We start from the raw sequence: 16,365 nt of genomic DNA, 5'->3' as shown, positions 1-16,365 counted from the left end.
CCATGCTCGACCGCGTGTCGCAGCGATCCCGGACGGATCCGTCCGTCCCCTCCCCACATCTCCTCGGCGGCAGCGGCCCGAGTCGGCCGTGACCGGTCGACGGTGAACGAGATGAACGAGAGGACATCGCGATGTCGACACGTTCGAGTTATGTCGAGGGCACCCCCTCCTGGGTCGATCTGCAGACCTCCGATCAGTCCGCGGCGAAGGACTTCTACGCGGCGCTGTTCGGCTGGTCGTACGACGACCGTCCGATACTGGACGACGCCGTCTACTCCATCGCCACGCTGCGCGGCGAACGGGTCGCGGCGATCGCCCCGCTCCCGCCGGGGTCGCCGCCCTCCGACACCCCCTCCCAGTGGAACACCTTCCTCGCGGTGGACGACGCCGACGCGTCGGCCGCGAAGGTGGAACCCGCCGGCGGTCGGCTCGTGCTCCCGGCCTTCGACGTCGGGCAGGCGGGACGGATGGCGTTCGTCGCCGACCCCACCGGCGCCGAAGTGGGGCTGTGGCAGGCCCGCGACCATCTCGGCGCGACCCTCGTCAACGAGACGGGCACCCTGATCTGGAACGAGCTGATCACGGACCAGCCGTCCACCGCCCTCGACTTCTACGCCGCCGTCGTGGGGCTGGGCAGCACGACGATGCCGATGCCCGACGGCGACTACACGATCCTGCAGGTGCACGACGACGGGGTCGGCGGGTGCGTGCCGCCGCCGCGCCCCGACGTCCCCAACCACTGGCACGTCTACTTCTGCACCGACGACACCGACGCCACCGTCGCGAAGGCCGCCGCGGAAGGCGGCGCGCTGATGGCCGAACCGTTCGACATGAAGACCGTCGGACGGATGGCGGTGCTCACGGACCCGCAGGGCGCGGTGTTCAGCGTGATGCAGCCCGAACCGGCGTCCTGAACCCCGTCAGGCGATCCCGAACAGACGCGCGGCGTTGTGGTGGACCACCGCGCGCACCCAGTCGTCACCCAGTTCGAAGCGTTCCAGCGCGTCCAGCGCATCGCGGTACGAGTACGGGATGTTGGGGTAGTCGCTGCCGAAGAGGATGCGTTCCCCCAGGTCCCGCAGCCGTGGCACGTCTCGGCGCGGGAACGGGATCTGCGCCTCGGTGAAATCGGTGAAGGCCATCGTCGTGTCGAGGTGGACACTCGGATAGCGGTCGGCCAGGTCGAGGAACTCCGCGTACTCCGGCATCCCCATGTGCGCGATCACCAGCGCCAGCCGGGGGTGCCGGGCAAGCAGCGTCGCGATGCGGTCCGGTCCGGTGAACCGCCCCGGCGCGGGCCCCGACCCGCAGTGGATGACGATCGGGGTACCGCTGTCCTCGAGGAGTCCCCACACGGGATCGAGCAGCGGATCGTTGGGGTCGTAGTCACCGACCTGGATGTGCGACTTGAACACCCGGGTCCCGGCGTCGAGCGCCGTGGCGACGTACTCGGGCGCCGATTCCTCCGGGTAGAAGGTGGCGGTGTGCAGACAGTCGGGTGTGCGGGCCGCGAAGTCCGCGGACCACTGGTTGAGCCAGGCCGCCATGTCCGGCTTGTGCGGGTACAGCATCGAGGTGAAGTGGCTGACGCCGAACGCACGAAGGTGCTCGACGCGGGTGTCCTCCTCCATCCGGTACCGGATGGGCCACTCCCGGCCGGTGAGCGGGCCGGCCGAGTCGAAGTAGGCCCACACCTTGTCCATGACCCGCTTCGGCATGAAGTGGGTGTGGACGTCGATCAGCGACGGCAACCCCAGTCGCTCCCGGAACGCGACCACGTCCGCGGTGTCGGACTCCCAGTCCTGTTCCACGCGATCAGCGGATTCACACACGCACTGCCCCTCTCGCCGCCTGCCGTCCGGGGTGACGCCGGACACTCCTGACGACCCTAGCCCCGACCGTTTGCGCTGAGTGAGACCCGGGTTTGACGCGGGCCGAAACGGCCTGAAAATCTACCTAACACTTGCTTGGTTTCCGAACGATCTCGAGAAGGCATTGACAACATGACCAGTTCATCTCCCCTGTTCCAGCCGCTGAAGGTTCGGTCGCTCGAGCTCGCGAACCGCATCGTGATGTCGCCGATGACGCGGTCCTACTCGATCGACGGGGTTCCGGGCGACGACGTCGCGGGCTACTACCGCCGCCGCGCCGAGGGCGGCACCGGGCTGATCGTCACCGAGGGCGTCGCGATCGACCACGCCACCTCGGTCGACAACTCGCGGGTCCCCCGCCTGTTCGGCGACGACGCCCTCGCGGGCTGGCGCAAGGTCGTCGACGGCGTCCACGAGGCCGGCGGCAAGATCATCCCGCAGCTGTGGCACGTGGGACCGCTGTGGGGCGCGATGAGCACGGTCGACCCGGACCTCGAGCCGATGCGCCCGTCCGGCGAGTGGGGCCCACTCGGCACCACGTCGTACCCGGATTCCTACGTCGAGTGGGCGCAGCAGCCCACCGAGGCGATGACCGAGCAGGACATCCAGGACGTCATCTCCGCGTTCGCCCGCGCCGCCCGCAACGCGATCGATGTCGGCTTCGACGGCATCGCCCTGCACGGCGGTCACGGCTACCTGCTGGACTCGTTCCTGTGGTCCGGCACCAACAAGCGTGACGACGAGTGGGGCGGCGACCTCGAGCGCCGCACCCGCTTCCCCGCCGCCGTCGTCGAGGCGATCCGCGCCGAGATCGGCGGGGACTACCCGATCTTCTACCGCTTCTCGCAGCACAAGCAGCAGAACTACACCGCGCGTATCGCCGAGACGCCCGACGAGCTGAAGGTGATCCTCGGCGCGCTGGCCGCGGCCGGCGTCGACGTGTTCGACGCCAGCATCCGCCGCTTCGACTTCCCCGCGTTCGAGGGCAGCGACCTGTCACTGGCCGGCTGGGCCAAGGAAGTCACCGGCGCGATCACGATGGCCGTCGGCAGCGTCGGCATCGGAAAGTCGCTGCGCGACAGCCGTATCGAGGGATCGGCGCCGGTCGTCGACAACATTCCCGAGCTCGAGAAGCGCATCGGCGGCGGCGAGTTCGACCTCATCGCGATCGGTCGACTGCACCTCGCCGACCCGGCCCTGGCCACGCGCCTGCGCGCCGGCGACCCGCTGCCCGAGTTCGTCCGTGACGTGCACGAGGCCTCGCTCACGTAGCACCCCGCGACGCCGTCCACAGGGACGTCGCCGGGTCTCGCGCTTCCCGTCAGGGCGCTTCGGGACCCGGCGCGTTCGGGCACGGCGGCGGGTTCAGGAACGGCAGGCTCGGGAGCGGCACGTTCAGGAAAGGCACATTCGGAGGCGGCTCGTTCGAACACCGAGTGCCCGCGCCCGGCTGGTACGGAGTGCTGAGCGCCCACGCGCCCAGCGCCCCCAGTGCGCCCAACGACCCCAACGACCCCACCCCCAGGGACCCCAGCGCCCCCACGGCCAGCGGCCCCAGACCCGACGATCCCAGTACCGGCGGCAGGAACCCGCTGCCGGCGAAGGCGTCGCCGCAGTCCGTGAGGACCCTTGCCGACGACTGCGCCGACGCGAGATCCTCCTGCGGATCGCCGCCGGTCGCCTTGGCCGTGTTGTCGATGAAGCAGGCACCCGCGTCGTCGTCGGTCACTTCGTACGTGGCGGTGCAGGTCACCGACTGCCCCGGCTGGAGCATGTCCGGCACGCATTCGGCATCGGGCGCCCCACCGGACCCAGTGAAGACGAGTTCTTCCACGGCGACGTCGGAGACCACGGTTCCCCCGGTGTTGGTCACCAGGAACCTGTAGGTGACCGTGTCGCCCGACTGGAGGCCGACCGCCGGAGAGGCGGACTTCGCGAGCGAGAGGCTGCCTGCAGCAGGCTGAGCGAAGCCGGTCGGCCCGAAGGCCACCGTCGTCAGTGCCACCAGGCCGGTGAGCACTGCGACGATCAGAAATCGGAAAGCTGCACCGAAATTACGCACGCTGGAAACTCCTTTTCGCCACATTCAGGACAAATCGGGTTCGAACTCAGGTGCCACGCATGACAAGCGTTTCGGAACATACTGGATAACCGCGATGAATACGCGTGAATCGAACCGGTAGGCGGGAACCCGGACCAGGAGACGCGGCGCCCGAAACCCGCGCACAGTCGAGCTAGAAGTACACCGCGATCCGCTGACCGCCGATGTTGTGAACCTCGATGTCCATGTCGTAGACCTCGCGCAGCACGTCGGACCGCAGGATCTCGTCGACCGCGCCGTCGGCGACCACCCGGCCGCCGCGCATCGCGACGATCCGATCCGAGTGGCACGACGCGAAATTGATGTCGTGGATCACCAGGATCACCGTCTTGCCCATCTCGTGGGCCATCCGCCGCAGCAGCCGCATCATGTGCTGCGAGTGCTTCATGTCGAGGTTGTTGAGCGGCTCGTCGAGCAGCACGTAGTCGGTGTCCTGCGCCAGCACCATCGCGACGAACGCCCGCTGCCGCTGCCCGCCCGACAGCTGGTCGAGGTACCGGTGCGCATACTCCGCCAGCCCGGCGTACTCGATCGCCCGATCCACTGCCTCGTGGTCCGCGGCCTTCAGCCGGCCCTGCGAGTGCGGGAAGCGGCCGAACTCCACGAGTTCGCGCACCGACAGTCGGACGGAGGTGTTGTTGTCCTGCCGCAGCACCGACAGCCGCTTGGCGAGCACGTCGTTGGCGGTGCGGCGCAGGTCCAGACCGTCGATGCTGACGCTGCCGGCGTCGGCGTCGAGCAGGCGGCTGACGATCGACAGCAGCGTCGACTTGCCCGCGCCGTTCGCCCCGATGATCGACGTGAGTCCACCGGCCGGGATGTCGAGGTCGACGGAGTCCAGGACGGTGTCGTCGCCGTAGGACTTGGCGAGGTCGCGGATCGTGATCACAGTCGGGCTCCCCGGACGAGTAGGGCGATGAAGTAGATGCCGCCGACGAAGTTCACGACGACGATCAGGGCCGAGTTGTAGTCGAGCAAGCGGGCCAGCACGAACTGGCCGCCGACGAGCGCGATGATCGCGATCAGAGTCGCGGCCGGGACGGTCCAGCGGTGCCGGAACGTGCCCATGAGCTCACGCGCCAGGTTCGCCACCAGCAGCCCCAGGAACGTGATGGGCCCGACCAGGGCGGTGGCGACCGACACCAGCACCGCCACGAGGACGAGGCTGCGGTTGACCACCTTCCGGTGATCGACCCCGAGACAGATCGCCTGGTCTCGGCCGAGCGCGACCACATCGAGCTGGCGGAACAGCTTGGCCCCGTACAGGGTCGCGCCGATCACCGCGATCGCGGAGACGGCGAGCAGTTCCACCTCGACGTTGTTGAAGCTCGCGAACAGCGCGTCCTGCAGGGTGATGAAGTCGTTGGGGTCGATCATCCGTGACGCGAGGCTCGACAGGCCCGCGAACAGCGATCCCAGCACGATGCCGACGAGCACCAGGACGTACAGGTCACGCGAGCGTTTGCCGAACAGCCAGCGGAAGAGCAGCAGCGCGAACCCGATCATCACCAGGACCTCGACCCCGAACTTCAGCCGCGCGTCGATCAGTGCGAGTGCGCTGGCGCCGAAGAAGAAGACGACGAGGGTCTGGATCAAGACGAACAGGTTGTCGAAGCCCATCACGCTCGGGGTGAGGATCCGGTTGTTGGTGATGGTCTGGAAGAGCACCGCCGAGTAGGCCGACGCGTAGCCGACCAGAACCATCGAGAGCACCTGGCGCCCACGGATCTTCATGGCGTAGTCCCACGATCCGGTGAGGAACAGGAACATGTACGCGCAGATCGCGAGGACGGCGAGGGCCGCGAGCACGACGAGGACGCGGATCTGCCGACCCGTCGACGGCGCACCCGCCCCTACGGACCGGACGGTGGGGACGGTGGTGGTCATCGCGACCTCCGGGCCCGGAGGATCAGCACGATGAAGACGACGGCGCCGACGACGCTCGCGACCGTGCCGACCGGAATCTCGTAGGGGTAGCGGATCACTCGACCGACCACGTCGCAGACGAGGACGAACAGTGCGCCCGCGATCGCGGTGACCGGCAGGACCCGGCGCAGGTTGTCGCCGAACACCATCGTCACGAGGTTCGGCACGATCAGCCCGAGGAACGGGATCGCGCCCACCACGACGGTCACGACCGCGGTGGTGACCGCGACGATCACCATGCCGACGTTCACGACCGCGTTGTACGACAGGCCGAGGTTCTTCGCGAACGCCTCCCCCATGCCGGCGACGGTGAACCGGTCGGCGTACAGGTACGCGACGACGATGACGGCGAGGACCAGCCAGATCACCTCGTAGCGACCACGCAGGATGCCCGAGAAGTCGCCCGTCGTCCACGTGTTGAGCGCCTGCGTCATCTCGAGCCGGTAGGCGAAGAACGTGGTCACCGCCATGACCACGCCACCGAACATCAGGCCGACGAGCGGGATGACGATCATGTCGGTGAACACGACGCGCTTGAGCAACTGCATGAACAGGAACGTGCCGACGAGCGCGAAGGCGATCGCGATCAGCATCTTGCCGAGCACGGACTGACCGCCGATCACGACGGTGGAGACCAGCACACCGAGCAGCGCCCACTCGACGGTGCCCGCGGTGGTGGGTTCGACGAACCGGTTGCGGGTCAGGTTCTGCATGATCAGTCCGACGACGCTCATCGCGGCGCCGGCGAGCAGGATCGCGATCAGCCGGGGGACGCGGGAGACGAGGAAGACCTCGACCTTCTCGCCGTCGCCGCGGAACAGGTCGAGAGGGCTGATGTCGGCCACACCGACGAACAGCGACCCGAACGCGAGGACCAGCAGCAGGGTGAGTCCCGCCACGATGTGCCAACGCCGAAGGGTCGGGTGCGACGAGACGCGCTGGGCGTCTCGCCGCACCCGACCCGGGCGTGACGTCACTTTCGAAGTCACGGGCGGAATCTCAGGATGCCCGCTCAGGCGCCGACGACGTCGCCGACGACCTTGATCTGATCCTCGACCGCACTGATGCCGCTCGGTGCCATGTACCAGGTGTAGAGGTCGAGGTAGACGATCTTGTCGTTCTTCGCGGCGTTGGTGCCGGCCACGAGCGGATTGTTCAGCACCGGACCGGCGTTCGGGCCGGTGGTGTCACCCAGGGGAGCCTCGCGGTCCTGCACGAAGATGACGTCGGGGTTCGCCTTCGCGATGTACTCGAACGAGACCGCGTCGCCGTGCGCGACCTCGGTCGCGAAGTTCTCGTTGACCGGCTTGATGCCCAGGTCGTGGATGACGCCGTAGCGGGAGCCGGGTCCGTACGCGGTGACCTCGGCGGCCTCGACACGGGTGATCAGGCCGCGCAGGTTCGCGTCGGCGGCCTTCGCGGCGACGGCGTCGTACTGCTCCTGCACCGTGGCCCAGCGCGCCTCGAACGCGTCCTGCTCGCCGTAGATGGTGGCGAGGTTGCGGTTCTGCTTCTCGGTGCTCGCCAGGAAGTCCTTCGCGTCGACACTGAGGTCGACGGTGGGCGCGATGTCGCTGAGTGCGTCGTACGCGTTGGCGGTGCGGGCCGCGACGATGATGAGGTCGGGCTCGAGCGCGTTGACCGCCTCGAAGTCGGGCTCCTTGAGCGAGCCGACCTTCGCGGTGCCGTCCCCCTGGTAGCGCGTCAGGCTCTCGGGCCACTGGGTGAGCGTCGGGACGCCGACGGCGTCGGGGAGCTCCAGATCGACCATCGACTGCAGCACGCTCTGGTCGAAGACGACGACCTTCTCCGGCTTCAGTGGAACCGTGGTCTCGCCCTGCGCGTGGGTGATGACGACGGTCTCGCCCGCGGCGTCCGTGGAACTGTCGGACGAGCAGGCACTGAGTCCGAGGGTGGCGGCGGCGAGGATCGCCACGGCCGCGGTGAGCCGGATACGCATGGTTCTCCTGAGGGATGTTCAGTCACCCGACCGATGCCGGGCGGGCGAGCGAGCGCCCTACCAGGAGCGATTAGCCAACCATAACCTAAATTAACATACCTTTACCTAAGATCAACACAGGCCTTACCGAAATGCGAGCGTGGTCAGAACAGCGTGAGCATCGGCTCCGGCTCACGCACCGGAGCCGGGGCAACAGCCGGGGCCGGCGCGGTCGGCTGCGTCGGCGCGAGCCCCCGCCACGGCCGCGCCCGCTCGGGATCGGACGCGACGGCTCGGGCGGCCTCACCGGCCAGCTTGTCGGCCAGCTCGTTGAAGTGGTTGCCGACGTGCCCGCGGACCCAGCGGAACCGCACCGGCCCGGTCCGTTCGGCGATCGCCCGGTCGATGTCCTGCACCAGTTCGAGATTCTTGACCGGCCCGCCGGACGCCGTCTTCCATCCCTTGCGCTTCCAGCCGGGCAGCCACTCGGACGCACACTTGATGGCGTACTGGGAATCGGACTCGATGAGCAGCGGATCGGGACCGGGATGCGCCACGATGGCCTCGACCAGTGCCCACAACTCCGCGATCTGGTTGGTGCCGGAGACCGCGCCACCCGACCGGCTGGGACCCTCGTGATCGACCCATGCCCACCCGATGGCGCCACCGGGATTCTTCAGGCACGAACCGTCGGTACTCACGATGATCATGGCTTCGGACAATACGTGTTCCCCCCGACACGCCCGGGTTCGGTCTCGGCGTGGCGGCGATAGGCTGCCGGGGATGACCGGTACCGCCTCCGAAGTGCAGTTCGAGGTGTCGACGCGACGTCCCGTGGATCTCGCGTCGACGCTCGCGCCGCTGAGTCGTGGGCGTTTCGATCCGTGCCACCACCGCGAGCCCGACGGGACCGTGTGGCGCACGTCGCTGCTGCCGTCGGGCGCGGTCAGCTACCGCCTGCGTCAGCGCGGCCCGAGTGTCGTCACCGTCCGGGCGTGGGGACCCGGGGCGGGCGAGTTCGAGACGTACCTGCCCGGCCTCGTCGGCGAGGACGACGCCGACGGGTCCGCCGACTTCACGCCCACCCATCCGAAACTGGTCGACGCCCACCGTCGGTTCCCGAACCTGCGGATCGTGCGGACCGCGCGCGTCATGGAAGCCCTGGTGCCGGCGATCCTCGAGCAGCGCGTGCACACCGTCGCCGCGCACACGTCGTGGCGGCACCTGGTCCGGAAGTTCGGCAGCCCGGCGCCCGGGCCGGCCCCGGACGGCATGCGGGTGCCACCGAGCGCGGACGCGTGGCGGCGGATCCCGTCGTGGGAGTTCCACCGCGCGGGCGTCGATCCGCGGCGCGCGCAGACCGTCGTCGCCTGCGCACGCGTCGCGGACCGCCTCGAGGAGACCGTCGGGATGGATCACGAGGCGGCGTACCGCCGGTTGCGGGCCGTCCCCGGTGTCGGGCTGTGGACCGCCGCCGAGGTGGCGCAGCGCGCTCTCGGCGACGCCGATGCGCTGTCCGTCGGCGACTTCCACCTGTCCGCGATCGTCGGGTGGACGCTCCTGGGCCGGCCCCTCGACGACGACGCCATGGTCGAGTACCTCGCCGACCTGCGCCCGCACCGCTACCGCGCGATCCGCCTACTCGAGATCAGTGGTCAGGCCCGCAAGCCCAAGTTCGGGCCGCGGACGCCGCTCGTCGACCACCGGTGGCACTAGGCTCTAGCCCCCGAGTTTGGTGAAGTCGGGGTAGTTGGAGATCTCCCAGCCGCCGTCGACCATGAGGCTGGTCCCGGTGATGTAGCTGGCGTCGTCGCTGGCCAGGTACAAGCACGGCGCGGCGATCTCGTCGGGGCTCGCGGGCCGGCCCATCGGGATGCGTTCGACGAACATGTCCAGCAGCGGCTCGTAGCCCATCACGGCGGCCACCAGCGGGGTGTCGACCAGACCGGGCAGCACCGTGTTCACGCGGATCCCGTGCCGGGCGAGCTCGACGGCCGCGTTCTTCCCGAACATCTCGACACCCGCCTTGCCCGTCGCGTACGGACTGCCCCCGATGACCGGCACGCGCCCGTTGAGCGACGCGACGTTGACGATGGCGCCGCCCCGCCCGTTCGCCACCATGTGCCGCGCCTCGTGTTTGGTGCACAGGAACACGCCCTTCTGCACCAGGTCGACGGTGAAGTCCCAGTCGGCTTCCTCGAGGTCGAGAATCTGCCCGCCCTTCTGCGCCCCGGCGACGTTGAAGGCCATGTCGAGCCCGCCGAAGCGCTCCGTCGCGACCGCGACCGCGGCGGCGACGGCGTCCTCGCTCGTGACGTCGGCGACCGCACCGACGAACGCCTCGCCGAGGCCCTTCTCCATCACATCGAGTGCATCGGTGGAGATGTCGATGCCGACCACCGACGACCCCTCGGCGATCAGACGCGTCGCGACGGATGCACCGATGCCCGACGCCGCCCCGGTCACCACCGCGACCCTGCCGTCGAACCTGTTGCCCACGGATCCGCCCTCAGCCATGTCCCACCTCCACGAGTACCTTCATGCGCCGGCCGGCGGACGCCGCCTGCACACCTTCCACCACCACGTCCGCGAGCGGGACGCATTCGACCCATTCGTCGAGCGGGTACGCCCCGGCCGCCATCCGGTCGATGACGGCGCGGAACTCGTTGCGCGAGTAAGCCAGCGACGCCATCAGCCGCGCCTCGGTGAACATCAGCGCGTACGTCGCGAGCGGCACCTGCTCCTTGTAGGTCGCGAGCAGGACCACCGCGCCGCGGGCCCGCACCGCCCCGAGCGCGGTCTGCACCGCCGCCGCCACGCCGGCACATTCGAACACCGCGTCCGCGCCGACGCCGTCGGTTCGCTCGGCGACGGCGACCGCGGGATCCTGTGCGGCGGGATCGATCACGTCGAATCCCAGCGTCCGGGCGACGGCCCGACGCGTCGGAGACACCTCGCTGAGCAGGATCCGGTCGACGCCCCCGGCCCGCAGATTGAGGGCGGTCGCGATGCCGATCGGACCCGCCCCGAGCACCAGCGCGAACGCCCCCGGCTGCACCTCGGCCAGCTCGACGGCGTGCAACGTCACGGCCAGCGGCTCGACCACCGCGGCCTGCCTGAGGTTCACCCCGTCCGGGATCTTGTGCACGTTGCCCGCCGGAACGACCGTGCGCTCCGACAGCCCGCCGCCGTCGGCGTTGAGTCCGTGGAACGCGATGACCTGACACAGGTGCTCGTGTCCGGCGGCGCACCGCACACACGTGCCGCACGAGTAGTTCGGCTGGACCACCACACGGTCGCCGACGGACACGTCGTCGACGCCGGCACCGACCTCGCGCACCACGCCGGAGAACTCGTGACCGAGGATCTGCGGCCCGCACGCGCCGGTGAGCGGGTGCGGGTGCTCGGACACGCCGAAGGAGTGGATCATCCCGAGGTCCGATCCGCAGATTCCGTTGTACGCCACGTCGATCAGGACGTGGCCGTCGCGCAGGTGCGGCTCGGGTACGTCCTCGACCCGCAGGTCGTCGACGCCGTGCAGGACGGCGGCCCTCATCCCTTGGCCGCCAGTTCGCCCTCGTACTTGCGCGTCATGTGCGCGATCGCGTCGTGCTGCGCCTGGTTGTGGCCCTCACGGACCTTCCCGGCGCGGGCAGCCGCGTCCAGCAGCGGCTGCGCCTGACCCTGGAAGTGCGGCGCCACCTGCTGCGCGATCAGCTCGAACGAGCGCCGGGTCGCGGCCGGGTCGGCCCAGTCGGTGCCCATGATGAGCATCGAGCCGAAGCCGCCGGACTGGTCGACGAGTTTCTGGATCAGTTCGCGCGCCTGCGCGGGGGTGCCGATGATGCCCATTCCTGAGTGGTTCATGTACTTGATCATGTCCTCCATCGCGGCTCCACCGGAGCCGAAATGCGGGAACGCCGCGACCTTGCCGAAGTAGTCGATCCACTCGCCCAGACCGAACCGCACGTCCTGCTGGGCCTGTTCCTCGGTCTCGGCAATGTGCATGGGGCACACCAGCCGCCACTGGTTGCGGTCCACGGTGGTCCCGAACTCGGTGGCCCGCTCCTCCATGATCCCGAAGTGGTGGCCGAGGGCGTCGAAGCCTTCGGGGGTGAGCGTCGCGCCGATCGACAGCAGGCCCAGGCCGTGCTTGCCGGCCAGCCGCGGTCCGGTCGGCGAGGCCACGCCGGCGACGACGATGTCGAACATCGGATGCGAGTAGGGCCGCATCTGCAGCTGGGCGTCGACGAGGTTGTGTGTCTTGGTCTTCGCCGTGACCCGCTCGCCGCCCAGCAGGCGCATGACGATGTCGAGGTTGTCGTCGAGCAGTTCTCGGCACTCGGTGGGGTTCAGCCCGATCATCGCCGAGTCGGTGGGCAGCGAGCCCGGCCCGACGCCCAGCATCACGCGGCCGCGGGTGAGGTGGTCGAGCAGCACCATTCGATCCGCCGCCCACAACGGGTTGTGATAGCTCAGCGACGTGACGCCCGTGCCGAGTTTGATGTGCTTGGTCCGTTCGGCCGCTGCGGCGATGAAGATCTCGGGGCTGCCGATGATCTCGCTGCCGGCCGAGTGGTGTTCACCGATCCACACCTCGTCGAAGTCGAGGCGGTCGAGATGCTCGACCAGCTCGAGGTCGCGCTGCAGCGCAACGGTCGGATTCTGCCCTGCCGCGTGATGCGGTGCGATGAACGCGCCGAACCTTAGCCTGCCCATGCGAGTACTCCTCCGAAATCGATGAAACGACGTACCCTCCGACGCTAGAATTCGTTCCGCCCTACCGGCAGTGCACTTTGGTGGACACTTTCCGATCCGCATCGAACTGGTGGTGAGAAGAAATGAGCGAGGTCGCGTTGACCACCACCGACTACGAGCGCGTGTTCACGGTCCTGGACCGGTGCGAGGACGTGCGGACCGTGTCGGATTTCCGCACCCGGATCGTCGCCGCCATGACCGAGGTGTTCCCGGTGCGCGTGGCGACGTGTTTCGTCGGCGACAGCTACGAGAGCCAGTTCGACGACCCGGACGCGACCGTCGAGGGGTCCGGTTCGTGGGAGGGCATTCGCACTGTGTACCAACAGGTCTGGTCCCACCACGACGTCTTCGCGACACCGGAGGCGCGGCGGCGACTCGAATCGACCCGGGTGGCGTCCCTCAGTGATCTGCACGACCTGCCGGCGGAGTCGGCGGCCTACGTCCGGGACTACCTGTACGCGCGGCGCATGCACTCGGTCAACGCGATGCACCTCGACCTGCCGGACGGGGCACGGGCGCTCGTCGGCCTGTACGACGCGGACGAGTCCGCGCTCGGCCCCGGAGACTATGCGGCCCTGCGACTCCTGGCGCGGCAACTGTCCGTCCTCACCCGCGGCCTCGACACGGCGGCGCACCGGGACGTACTGGCCGACCTGACCGGGCGGCAACGTCAGGTGGCCCGACTGGTGGCCGACGGGTTGAGCAACGCCGCGATCGCCCGGCAGCTGACGCTCACCCAGGACACCGTCAAGAAGTACGTCAGCCGCATCCTCGCCGCGACCGGGTGCGGCTCACGCACCCGGCTCGCGATCGAGGTGCAGCGTCAATCCTTCGGGCCGCCCGCCACATAGATCACCTGTCCCGACACGAATCCCGCGCCCTCGCTGACGAGGAACGACGCGGTGTGCGCGATGTCCTCGGGCTGTCCGACGCGGCGCACCGGGGTCTCCGCCGCGACCCCGGCCTTGAAGTCGTCGAACGACACTCCCATACGCTCGGCGGTCGCGGCCGTCATCTCGGTGACGATGAAGCCGGGCGCGATCGCGTTCGCGGTGACGCCGAACGGGCCGAGTTCGAACGCGAGCGTCTTGGTCAGACCCTGCATGCCCGCCTTCGCGGCCGAGTAGTTCACCTGACCGCGGTTGCCGAGCGCGGAGATGCTCGACAGGTTCACGATGCGGCCCCACTTCTGTTCCACCATGTACTTCTGCGTGGCCCGGGTCAGCAGGAAAGCCCCGCGCAGGTGCACGTTCATCACGGCGTCCCAGTCGTCGACCGTCATCTTGAACAGCAGGTTGTCGCGCGTGATCCCGGCGTTGTTCACGACGACGGTGGGCTCGCCCAGTTCGCCGGCGATCCGTGCCACGGCCGCCTCCACCGACGGCTCGTCGGACACGTCCGCGCCGACGGCGAGCGCGCGACCTCTCGCGTCACGGATCGCGGCGACGGTGTCACCGCACGCCGACTCGTCGAGATCGAGCACGGCGACCGCCAGCCCGTCGGACGCGAGTCGCTTCGCGATAGCCGCGCCGATTCCCCGCGCCGCTCCCGAGACCACCGCCACCCGCTGGTTACCGTCCACCATGTCCGCTACCTCCCACTCACCGGTGATGTCCGCCGGTGACGCTACGCGTCAGGACAGCGCGACCGGTCGGATATCGGCGACGATCCGGTCGATGGCGCCGTTGTCGAATTCGAAGCTCTCGACGATCTCGACGGTCATCAGGCGCAGGCCGCCGACCCCGGCGTCGAGCAGGTACGTGGTGCAGACGGTGTCACCGTCCTCGGTCATCGTCAGGTTCCGCACGCCCTCGATCACCGAGTACTGGAGGCCGTGGTTCAGATCGTTGGTCAACTGCGGCCCGTTGAAGCCGGTCTGCATGCCCACCTCGATGCGGGTGGCGTCCGGGGTGAACTGCACACCGCTGGCGTCGTGGCTGACGAGGGCGTCGATGTACGCGCGGGCCATCGCTTGGTTCGGGCTCTCGGCCGGGTTCGGTGCAGCCGATGCCGCCGCGGGTGCGGCGATCGCGACGGCAGCCGCGGCGAGGAGTGACAACGAGGCTGTCTTGGCAATTCGCATGCCGAATCGTATCTGGAACCTGTTCCATTCTCACGGGAATCCGGCGGACCGCACCGGTCGCCACAGAGTCCGAGGTCCCATCGAACCAGGTACCTGCCAGCGGGATTTCCACCGTCCGGCGGGGCCGTTCGACCCCTTCTCCGAAACACGCTCCCGGTCATCGAGACGGTCTGCTGTTACACCGGACACAGCTCGTTAGCGTCGTGACATCGGCAACGACAGGAGTTACCCATGAGCGAGCACGTCACCGACACGGCAACCATCGCGACGCTTCCCCAGATCCTGGAAGCCCAGAAACGCGCTGCGGCCGAACAGGGAACGCCCTCGGCCGACGTGCGCCGCGACCGGATCCAGCGGATGATCGACCTCCTGGTCCGACACCACAAGCCGCTCACCGAGGCCATCGACGCCGACTTCGGCGGGCGTCTGGTCGCGTTCTCGATCATGAACGACATCCTCGGCTCGCTCACGTCCCTCAAGCACACCCGAGACTCGCTCCAGTCGTGGATGGCCGACGAGCAGCGTCCGCCCTACCCGCCGTACGACCAGCTCGGCGCGAAGGCCTACGTCCAATACCAGCCCAAGGGTTCGGTCGGCATCATCGGCACATGGAACGCGCCGCTGTTCACGCTGCTGAGCCCGCTCGCGTGCGCGCTGGGCGCCGGTAACCGCGCGATCCTCAAGCCCTCCGAGGTGGTGCCGCGCACCGCGCAGGTCCTCGCGGACGCCGTCACGGAGATGTTCGACGCGACCGAGATCGCGGTCGTCACCGGCGGCCCCGAACTGGCCGACGCCTTCACATCGCTGCCGTTCGATCACCTCGTGTTCACCGGCAGCACCGAGGTCGGCAAGCTGGTCATGGCGAACGCCGCCAAGAACCTCGTGCCGGTGACGCTCGAGCTCGGCGGCAAGTCGCCGACGATCGTCGGCCGCAGCGCGGACTTCGACGACGCCGCGAACAAGATCGCGATCGCGAAGTCCACGAACTCGGGCCAGATCTGCGTGTCCCCCGACGTCGTCTACGTGCCCCGCGAGGAACTGGACAGCTTCGTCGGTGCACTGGAGAAGTCCTATGCCGCACTGCTGCCGACCATCACCGACAACCCGGACGTCGTCGCGGTCGTCAGCGATCGCCACCTGGCACGGGTCGAGGCTCTCGTCGCCGACGCCCGCGAGCGCGGCGCCCTCATCGTCGCGACCCCGATCGAGGAGACCGAACGGGTCGACGGGGACCGCAAGCGTCCGCTGCGCCTGGTGATCGCACCCCCGGCCGACTCCAAGATCATGCAGGAGGAGATCTTCGGCCCCGCCATCATCCTGCTGCCGTACGACCAGACCGACGAGGTGATCGCGGACATCAACAGCAGGCCGAAGCCGTTGGCGCTGTACTACTTCGGTACCGACTCGGCCGAGCAGCAGGCGGTCCTGACGCGTACGTACTCGGGCGGCGTGACCGTCAACGACATCATGATGCATCCCGGGATGAACGACGCACCGTTCGGCGGCGTGGGCGCCTCGGGCATGGGCCACTACCACGGGCGTGAGGGATTCCTCGAATTCAGCCACGCTCGTACGGTTTTCGAGGCTCCCGAGCACGATCCGCGGGCGGAGTGGGGCACGCTCCCGCCGTACGGCGACGAGTTCCTCGCGGCGATGGAAGCACAGGTAGCTCCGTAGCCACCGGATT

At 68.6% G+C, this 16,365-nt stretch carries 17 protein-coding genes; 5 read left to right on the top strand and 12 right to left on the bottom strand.

The annotated features are described in order from the left end of the window. The first annotated feature begins 131 nt into the window (after positions 1-131). Positions 132-914 (top strand): VOC family protein, encoded by a 783-nt coding sequence (locus AC1RIF_RS23320; RefSeq protein ID WP_492603755.1) that lies wholly within the window; start codon positions 132-134, stop codon positions 912-914. Positions 915-920: 6 nt separating this feature from the next. Here the strand turns inward: AC1RIF_RS23320 and AC1RIF_RS23315 are convergent, their stop codons facing one another. Then, on the bottom strand, positions 921-1,811 hold the full coding sequence (locus AC1RIF_RS23315) for an amidohydrolase family protein (protein ID WP_492603754.1): 891 nt from the start codon (positions 1,809-1,811) through the stop codon (positions 921-923). Positions 1,812-2,003: 192 nt separating this feature from the next. Here AC1RIF_RS23315 and AC1RIF_RS23310 point away from each other — a divergent pair, with 192 nt between their 5' ends. Further along, a complete protein-coding gene (locus AC1RIF_RS23310) occupies positions 2,004-3,143 on the top strand; it encodes an NADH:flavin oxidoreductase (RefSeq protein ID WP_492603753.1) in 1,140 nt (379 codons plus the stop codon). A gap of 49 nt (positions 3,144-3,192) precedes the next feature. Here AC1RIF_RS23310 and AC1RIF_RS23305 read toward each other — a convergent pair whose 3' ends face one another. The 6 genes from AC1RIF_RS23305 to AC1RIF_RS23280 form a co-directional block, all read right to left on the bottom strand. Next, complete coding sequence (locus tag AC1RIF_RS23305; protein ID WP_492603752.1) at positions 3,193-3,933, bottom strand: CLIPPER-2 domain-containing protein; 741 nt, start codon at positions 3,931-3,933, stop codon at positions 3,193-3,195. Between the two features lie 172 nt (positions 3,934-4,105). After that, positions 4,106-4,861 carry an iron ABC transporter ATP-binding protein gene (locus AC1RIF_RS23300; RefSeq protein ID WP_492603751.1) on the bottom strand — a complete coding sequence of 252 codons (756 nt, stop codon included), beginning with the start codon at positions 4,859-4,861 and terminating at the stop codon, positions 4,106-4,108. After that, the gene (locus AC1RIF_RS23295; protein WP_492603750.1) at positions 4,858-5,859 is read right to left on the bottom strand and encodes an iron chelate uptake ABC transporter family permease subunit; all 1,002 of its coding nucleotides are present in this window, start codon (positions 5,857-5,859) and stop codon (positions 4,858-4,860) included. The genes AC1RIF_RS23300 and AC1RIF_RS23295 overlap by 4 nt, the downstream gene beginning before the upstream one ends. Further along, positions 5,856-6,887: an ABC transporter permease gene (locus tag AC1RIF_RS23290; protein WP_492603749.1), complete on the bottom strand. Its 1,032-nt coding sequence runs from the start codon at positions 6,885-6,887 to the stop codon at positions 5,856-5,858. The genes AC1RIF_RS23295 and AC1RIF_RS23290 overlap by 4 nt, the downstream gene beginning before the upstream one ends. Before the next feature lie 23 nt (positions 6,888-6,910). Further along, on the bottom strand, positions 6,911-7,858 hold the full coding sequence (locus tag AC1RIF_RS23285; protein WP_492603748.1) for a siderophore ABC transporter substrate-binding protein: 948 nt from the start codon (positions 7,856-7,858) through the stop codon (positions 6,911-6,913). 143 nt (positions 7,859-8,001) lie between these two features. Then, a complete protein-coding gene (locus AC1RIF_RS23280; protein WP_492603747.1) occupies positions 8,002-8,547 on the bottom strand; it encodes a ribonuclease H family protein in 546 nt (181 codons plus the stop codon). A 73-nt stretch (positions 8,548-8,620) separates the two neighbouring features. Here AC1RIF_RS23280 and AC1RIF_RS23275 point away from each other — a divergent pair, with 73 nt between their 5' ends. Continuing rightward, positions 8,621-9,553, top strand: a complete 933-nt coding sequence (locus AC1RIF_RS23275; protein WP_492603746.1) for a DNA-3-methyladenine glycosylase family protein — start codon at positions 8,621-8,623, stop codon at positions 9,551-9,553. A 3-nt stretch (positions 9,554-9,556) separates the two neighbouring features. Here the strand turns inward: AC1RIF_RS23275 and AC1RIF_RS23270 are convergent, their stop codons facing one another. The 3 genes from AC1RIF_RS23270 to AC1RIF_RS23260 are packed head-to-tail and all read right to left on the bottom strand — an operon-like array spanning position 9,557 to position 12,556. Continuing rightward, positions 9,557-10,354, bottom strand: coding sequence for an SDR family NAD(P)-dependent oxidoreductase (locus tag AC1RIF_RS23270; protein WP_492603745.1), 798 nt, complete (start codon positions 10,352-10,354; stop codon positions 9,557-9,559). Then, the gene (locus AC1RIF_RS23265; RefSeq protein WP_492603744.1) at positions 10,347-11,393 is read right to left on the bottom strand and encodes a 2,3-butanediol dehydrogenase; all 1,047 of its coding nucleotides are present in this window, start codon (positions 11,391-11,393) and stop codon (positions 10,347-10,349) included. The genes AC1RIF_RS23270 and AC1RIF_RS23265 overlap by 8 nt, the downstream gene beginning before the upstream one ends. After that, positions 11,390-12,556 carry an LLM class flavin-dependent oxidoreductase gene (locus AC1RIF_RS23260; protein ID WP_492603743.1) on the bottom strand — a complete coding sequence of 389 codons (1,167 nt, stop codon included), beginning with the start codon at positions 12,554-12,556 and terminating at the stop codon, positions 11,390-11,392. The genes AC1RIF_RS23265 and AC1RIF_RS23260 overlap by 4 nt, the downstream gene beginning before the upstream one ends. Positions 12,557-12,678: 122 nt before the next feature. Between AC1RIF_RS23260 and AC1RIF_RS23255 the strand changes: the two genes are divergently transcribed. Then, positions 12,679-13,446 carry a helix-turn-helix transcriptional regulator gene (locus AC1RIF_RS23255; RefSeq protein ID WP_492603742.1) on the top strand — a complete coding sequence of 256 codons (768 nt, stop codon included), beginning with the start codon at positions 12,679-12,681 and terminating at the stop codon, positions 13,444-13,446. Here AC1RIF_RS23255 and fabG read toward each other — a convergent pair. Continuing rightward, positions 13,419-14,180, bottom strand: a complete 762-nt coding sequence (gene fabG, locus AC1RIF_RS23250; RefSeq protein ID WP_492603741.1) for a 3-oxoacyl-ACP reductase FabG — start codon at positions 14,178-14,180, stop codon at positions 13,419-13,421. The two genes, AC1RIF_RS23255 and fabG, sit on opposite strands and share 28 nt — an antisense overlap. Before the next feature lie 48 nt (positions 14,181-14,228). Beyond that, positions 14,229-14,678 carry a DUF8021 domain-containing protein gene (locus AC1RIF_RS23245; RefSeq protein ID WP_492603740.1) on the bottom strand — a complete coding sequence of 150 codons (450 nt, stop codon included), beginning with the start codon at positions 14,676-14,678 and terminating at the stop codon, positions 14,229-14,231. Between the two features lie 231 nt (positions 14,679-14,909). Here AC1RIF_RS23245 and AC1RIF_RS23240 point away from each other — a divergent pair, with 231 nt between their 5' ends. Continuing rightward, entirely contained in the window at positions 14,910-16,355 is a 1,446-nt protein-coding gene (locus AC1RIF_RS23240; RefSeq protein WP_492603739.1) for a coniferyl aldehyde dehydrogenase, read from the top strand. The last annotated feature ends 10 nt before the right edge of the window (positions 16,356-16,365 follow it).

The sequence above is a fragment of the Prescottella sp. GW823-FHT02E09 genome (assembly GCF_058797375.1).
This window is presented reverse-complemented; position numbering and strand designations above follow the sequence as displayed.

What these genes read in the sequence shown, in the direction of transcription:
- AC1RIF_RS23320 (WP_492603755.1), top strand. Translation starts at nt 132, where the DNA reads ATGTCGACACGTTCGAGTTATGTCGAGGGCACCCCCTCCTGGGTCGAT.
- AC1RIF_RS23310 (WP_492603753.1), top strand. Translation starts at nt 2,004, where the DNA reads ATGACCAGTTCATCTCCCCTGTTCCAGCCGCTGAAGGTTCGGTCGCTC.
- AC1RIF_RS23295 (WP_492603750.1), bottom strand. Translation starts at nt 5,859, where the DNA reads ATGACCACCACCGTCCCCACCGTCCGGTCCGTAGGGGCGGGTGCGCCG.
- AC1RIF_RS23285 (WP_492603748.1), bottom strand. Translation starts at nt 7,858, where the DNA reads ATGCGTATCCGGCTCACCGCGGCCGTGGCGATCCTCGCCGCCGCCACC.
- AC1RIF_RS23280 (WP_492603747.1), bottom strand. Translation starts at nt 8,547, where the DNA reads ATGATCATCGTGAGTACCGACGGTTCGTGCCTGAAGAATCCCGGTGGC.
- AC1RIF_RS23275 (WP_492603746.1), top strand. Translation starts at nt 8,621, where the DNA reads ATGACCGGTACCGCCTCCGAAGTGCAGTTCGAGGTGTCGACGCGACGT.
- AC1RIF_RS23270 (WP_492603745.1), bottom strand. Translation starts at nt 10,354, where the DNA reads ATGGCTGAGGGCGGATCCGTGGGCAACAGGTTCGACGGCAGGGTCGCG.
- AC1RIF_RS23265 (WP_492603744.1), bottom strand. Translation starts at nt 11,393, where the DNA reads ATGAGGGCCGCCGTCCTGCACGGCGTCGACGACCTGCGGGTCGAGGAC.
- AC1RIF_RS23260 (WP_492603743.1), bottom strand. Translation starts at nt 12,556, where the DNA reads ATGGGCAGGCTAAGGTTCGGCGCGTTCATCGCACCGCATCACGCGGCA.
- AC1RIF_RS23255 (WP_492603742.1), top strand. Translation starts at nt 12,679, where the DNA reads ATGAGCGAGGTCGCGTTGACCACCACCGACTACGAGCGCGTGTTCACG.
- fabG (WP_492603741.1), bottom strand. Translation starts at nt 14,180, where the DNA reads ATGGTGGACGGTAACCAGCGGGTGGCGGTGGTCTCGGGAGCGGCGCGG.
- AC1RIF_RS23245 (WP_492603740.1), bottom strand. Translation starts at nt 14,678, where the DNA reads ATGCGAATTGCCAAGACAGCCTCGTTGTCACTCCTCGCCGCGGCTGCC.
- AC1RIF_RS23240 (WP_492603739.1), top strand. Translation starts at nt 14,910, where the DNA reads ATGAGCGAGCACGTCACCGACACGGCAACCATCGCGACGCTTCCCCAG.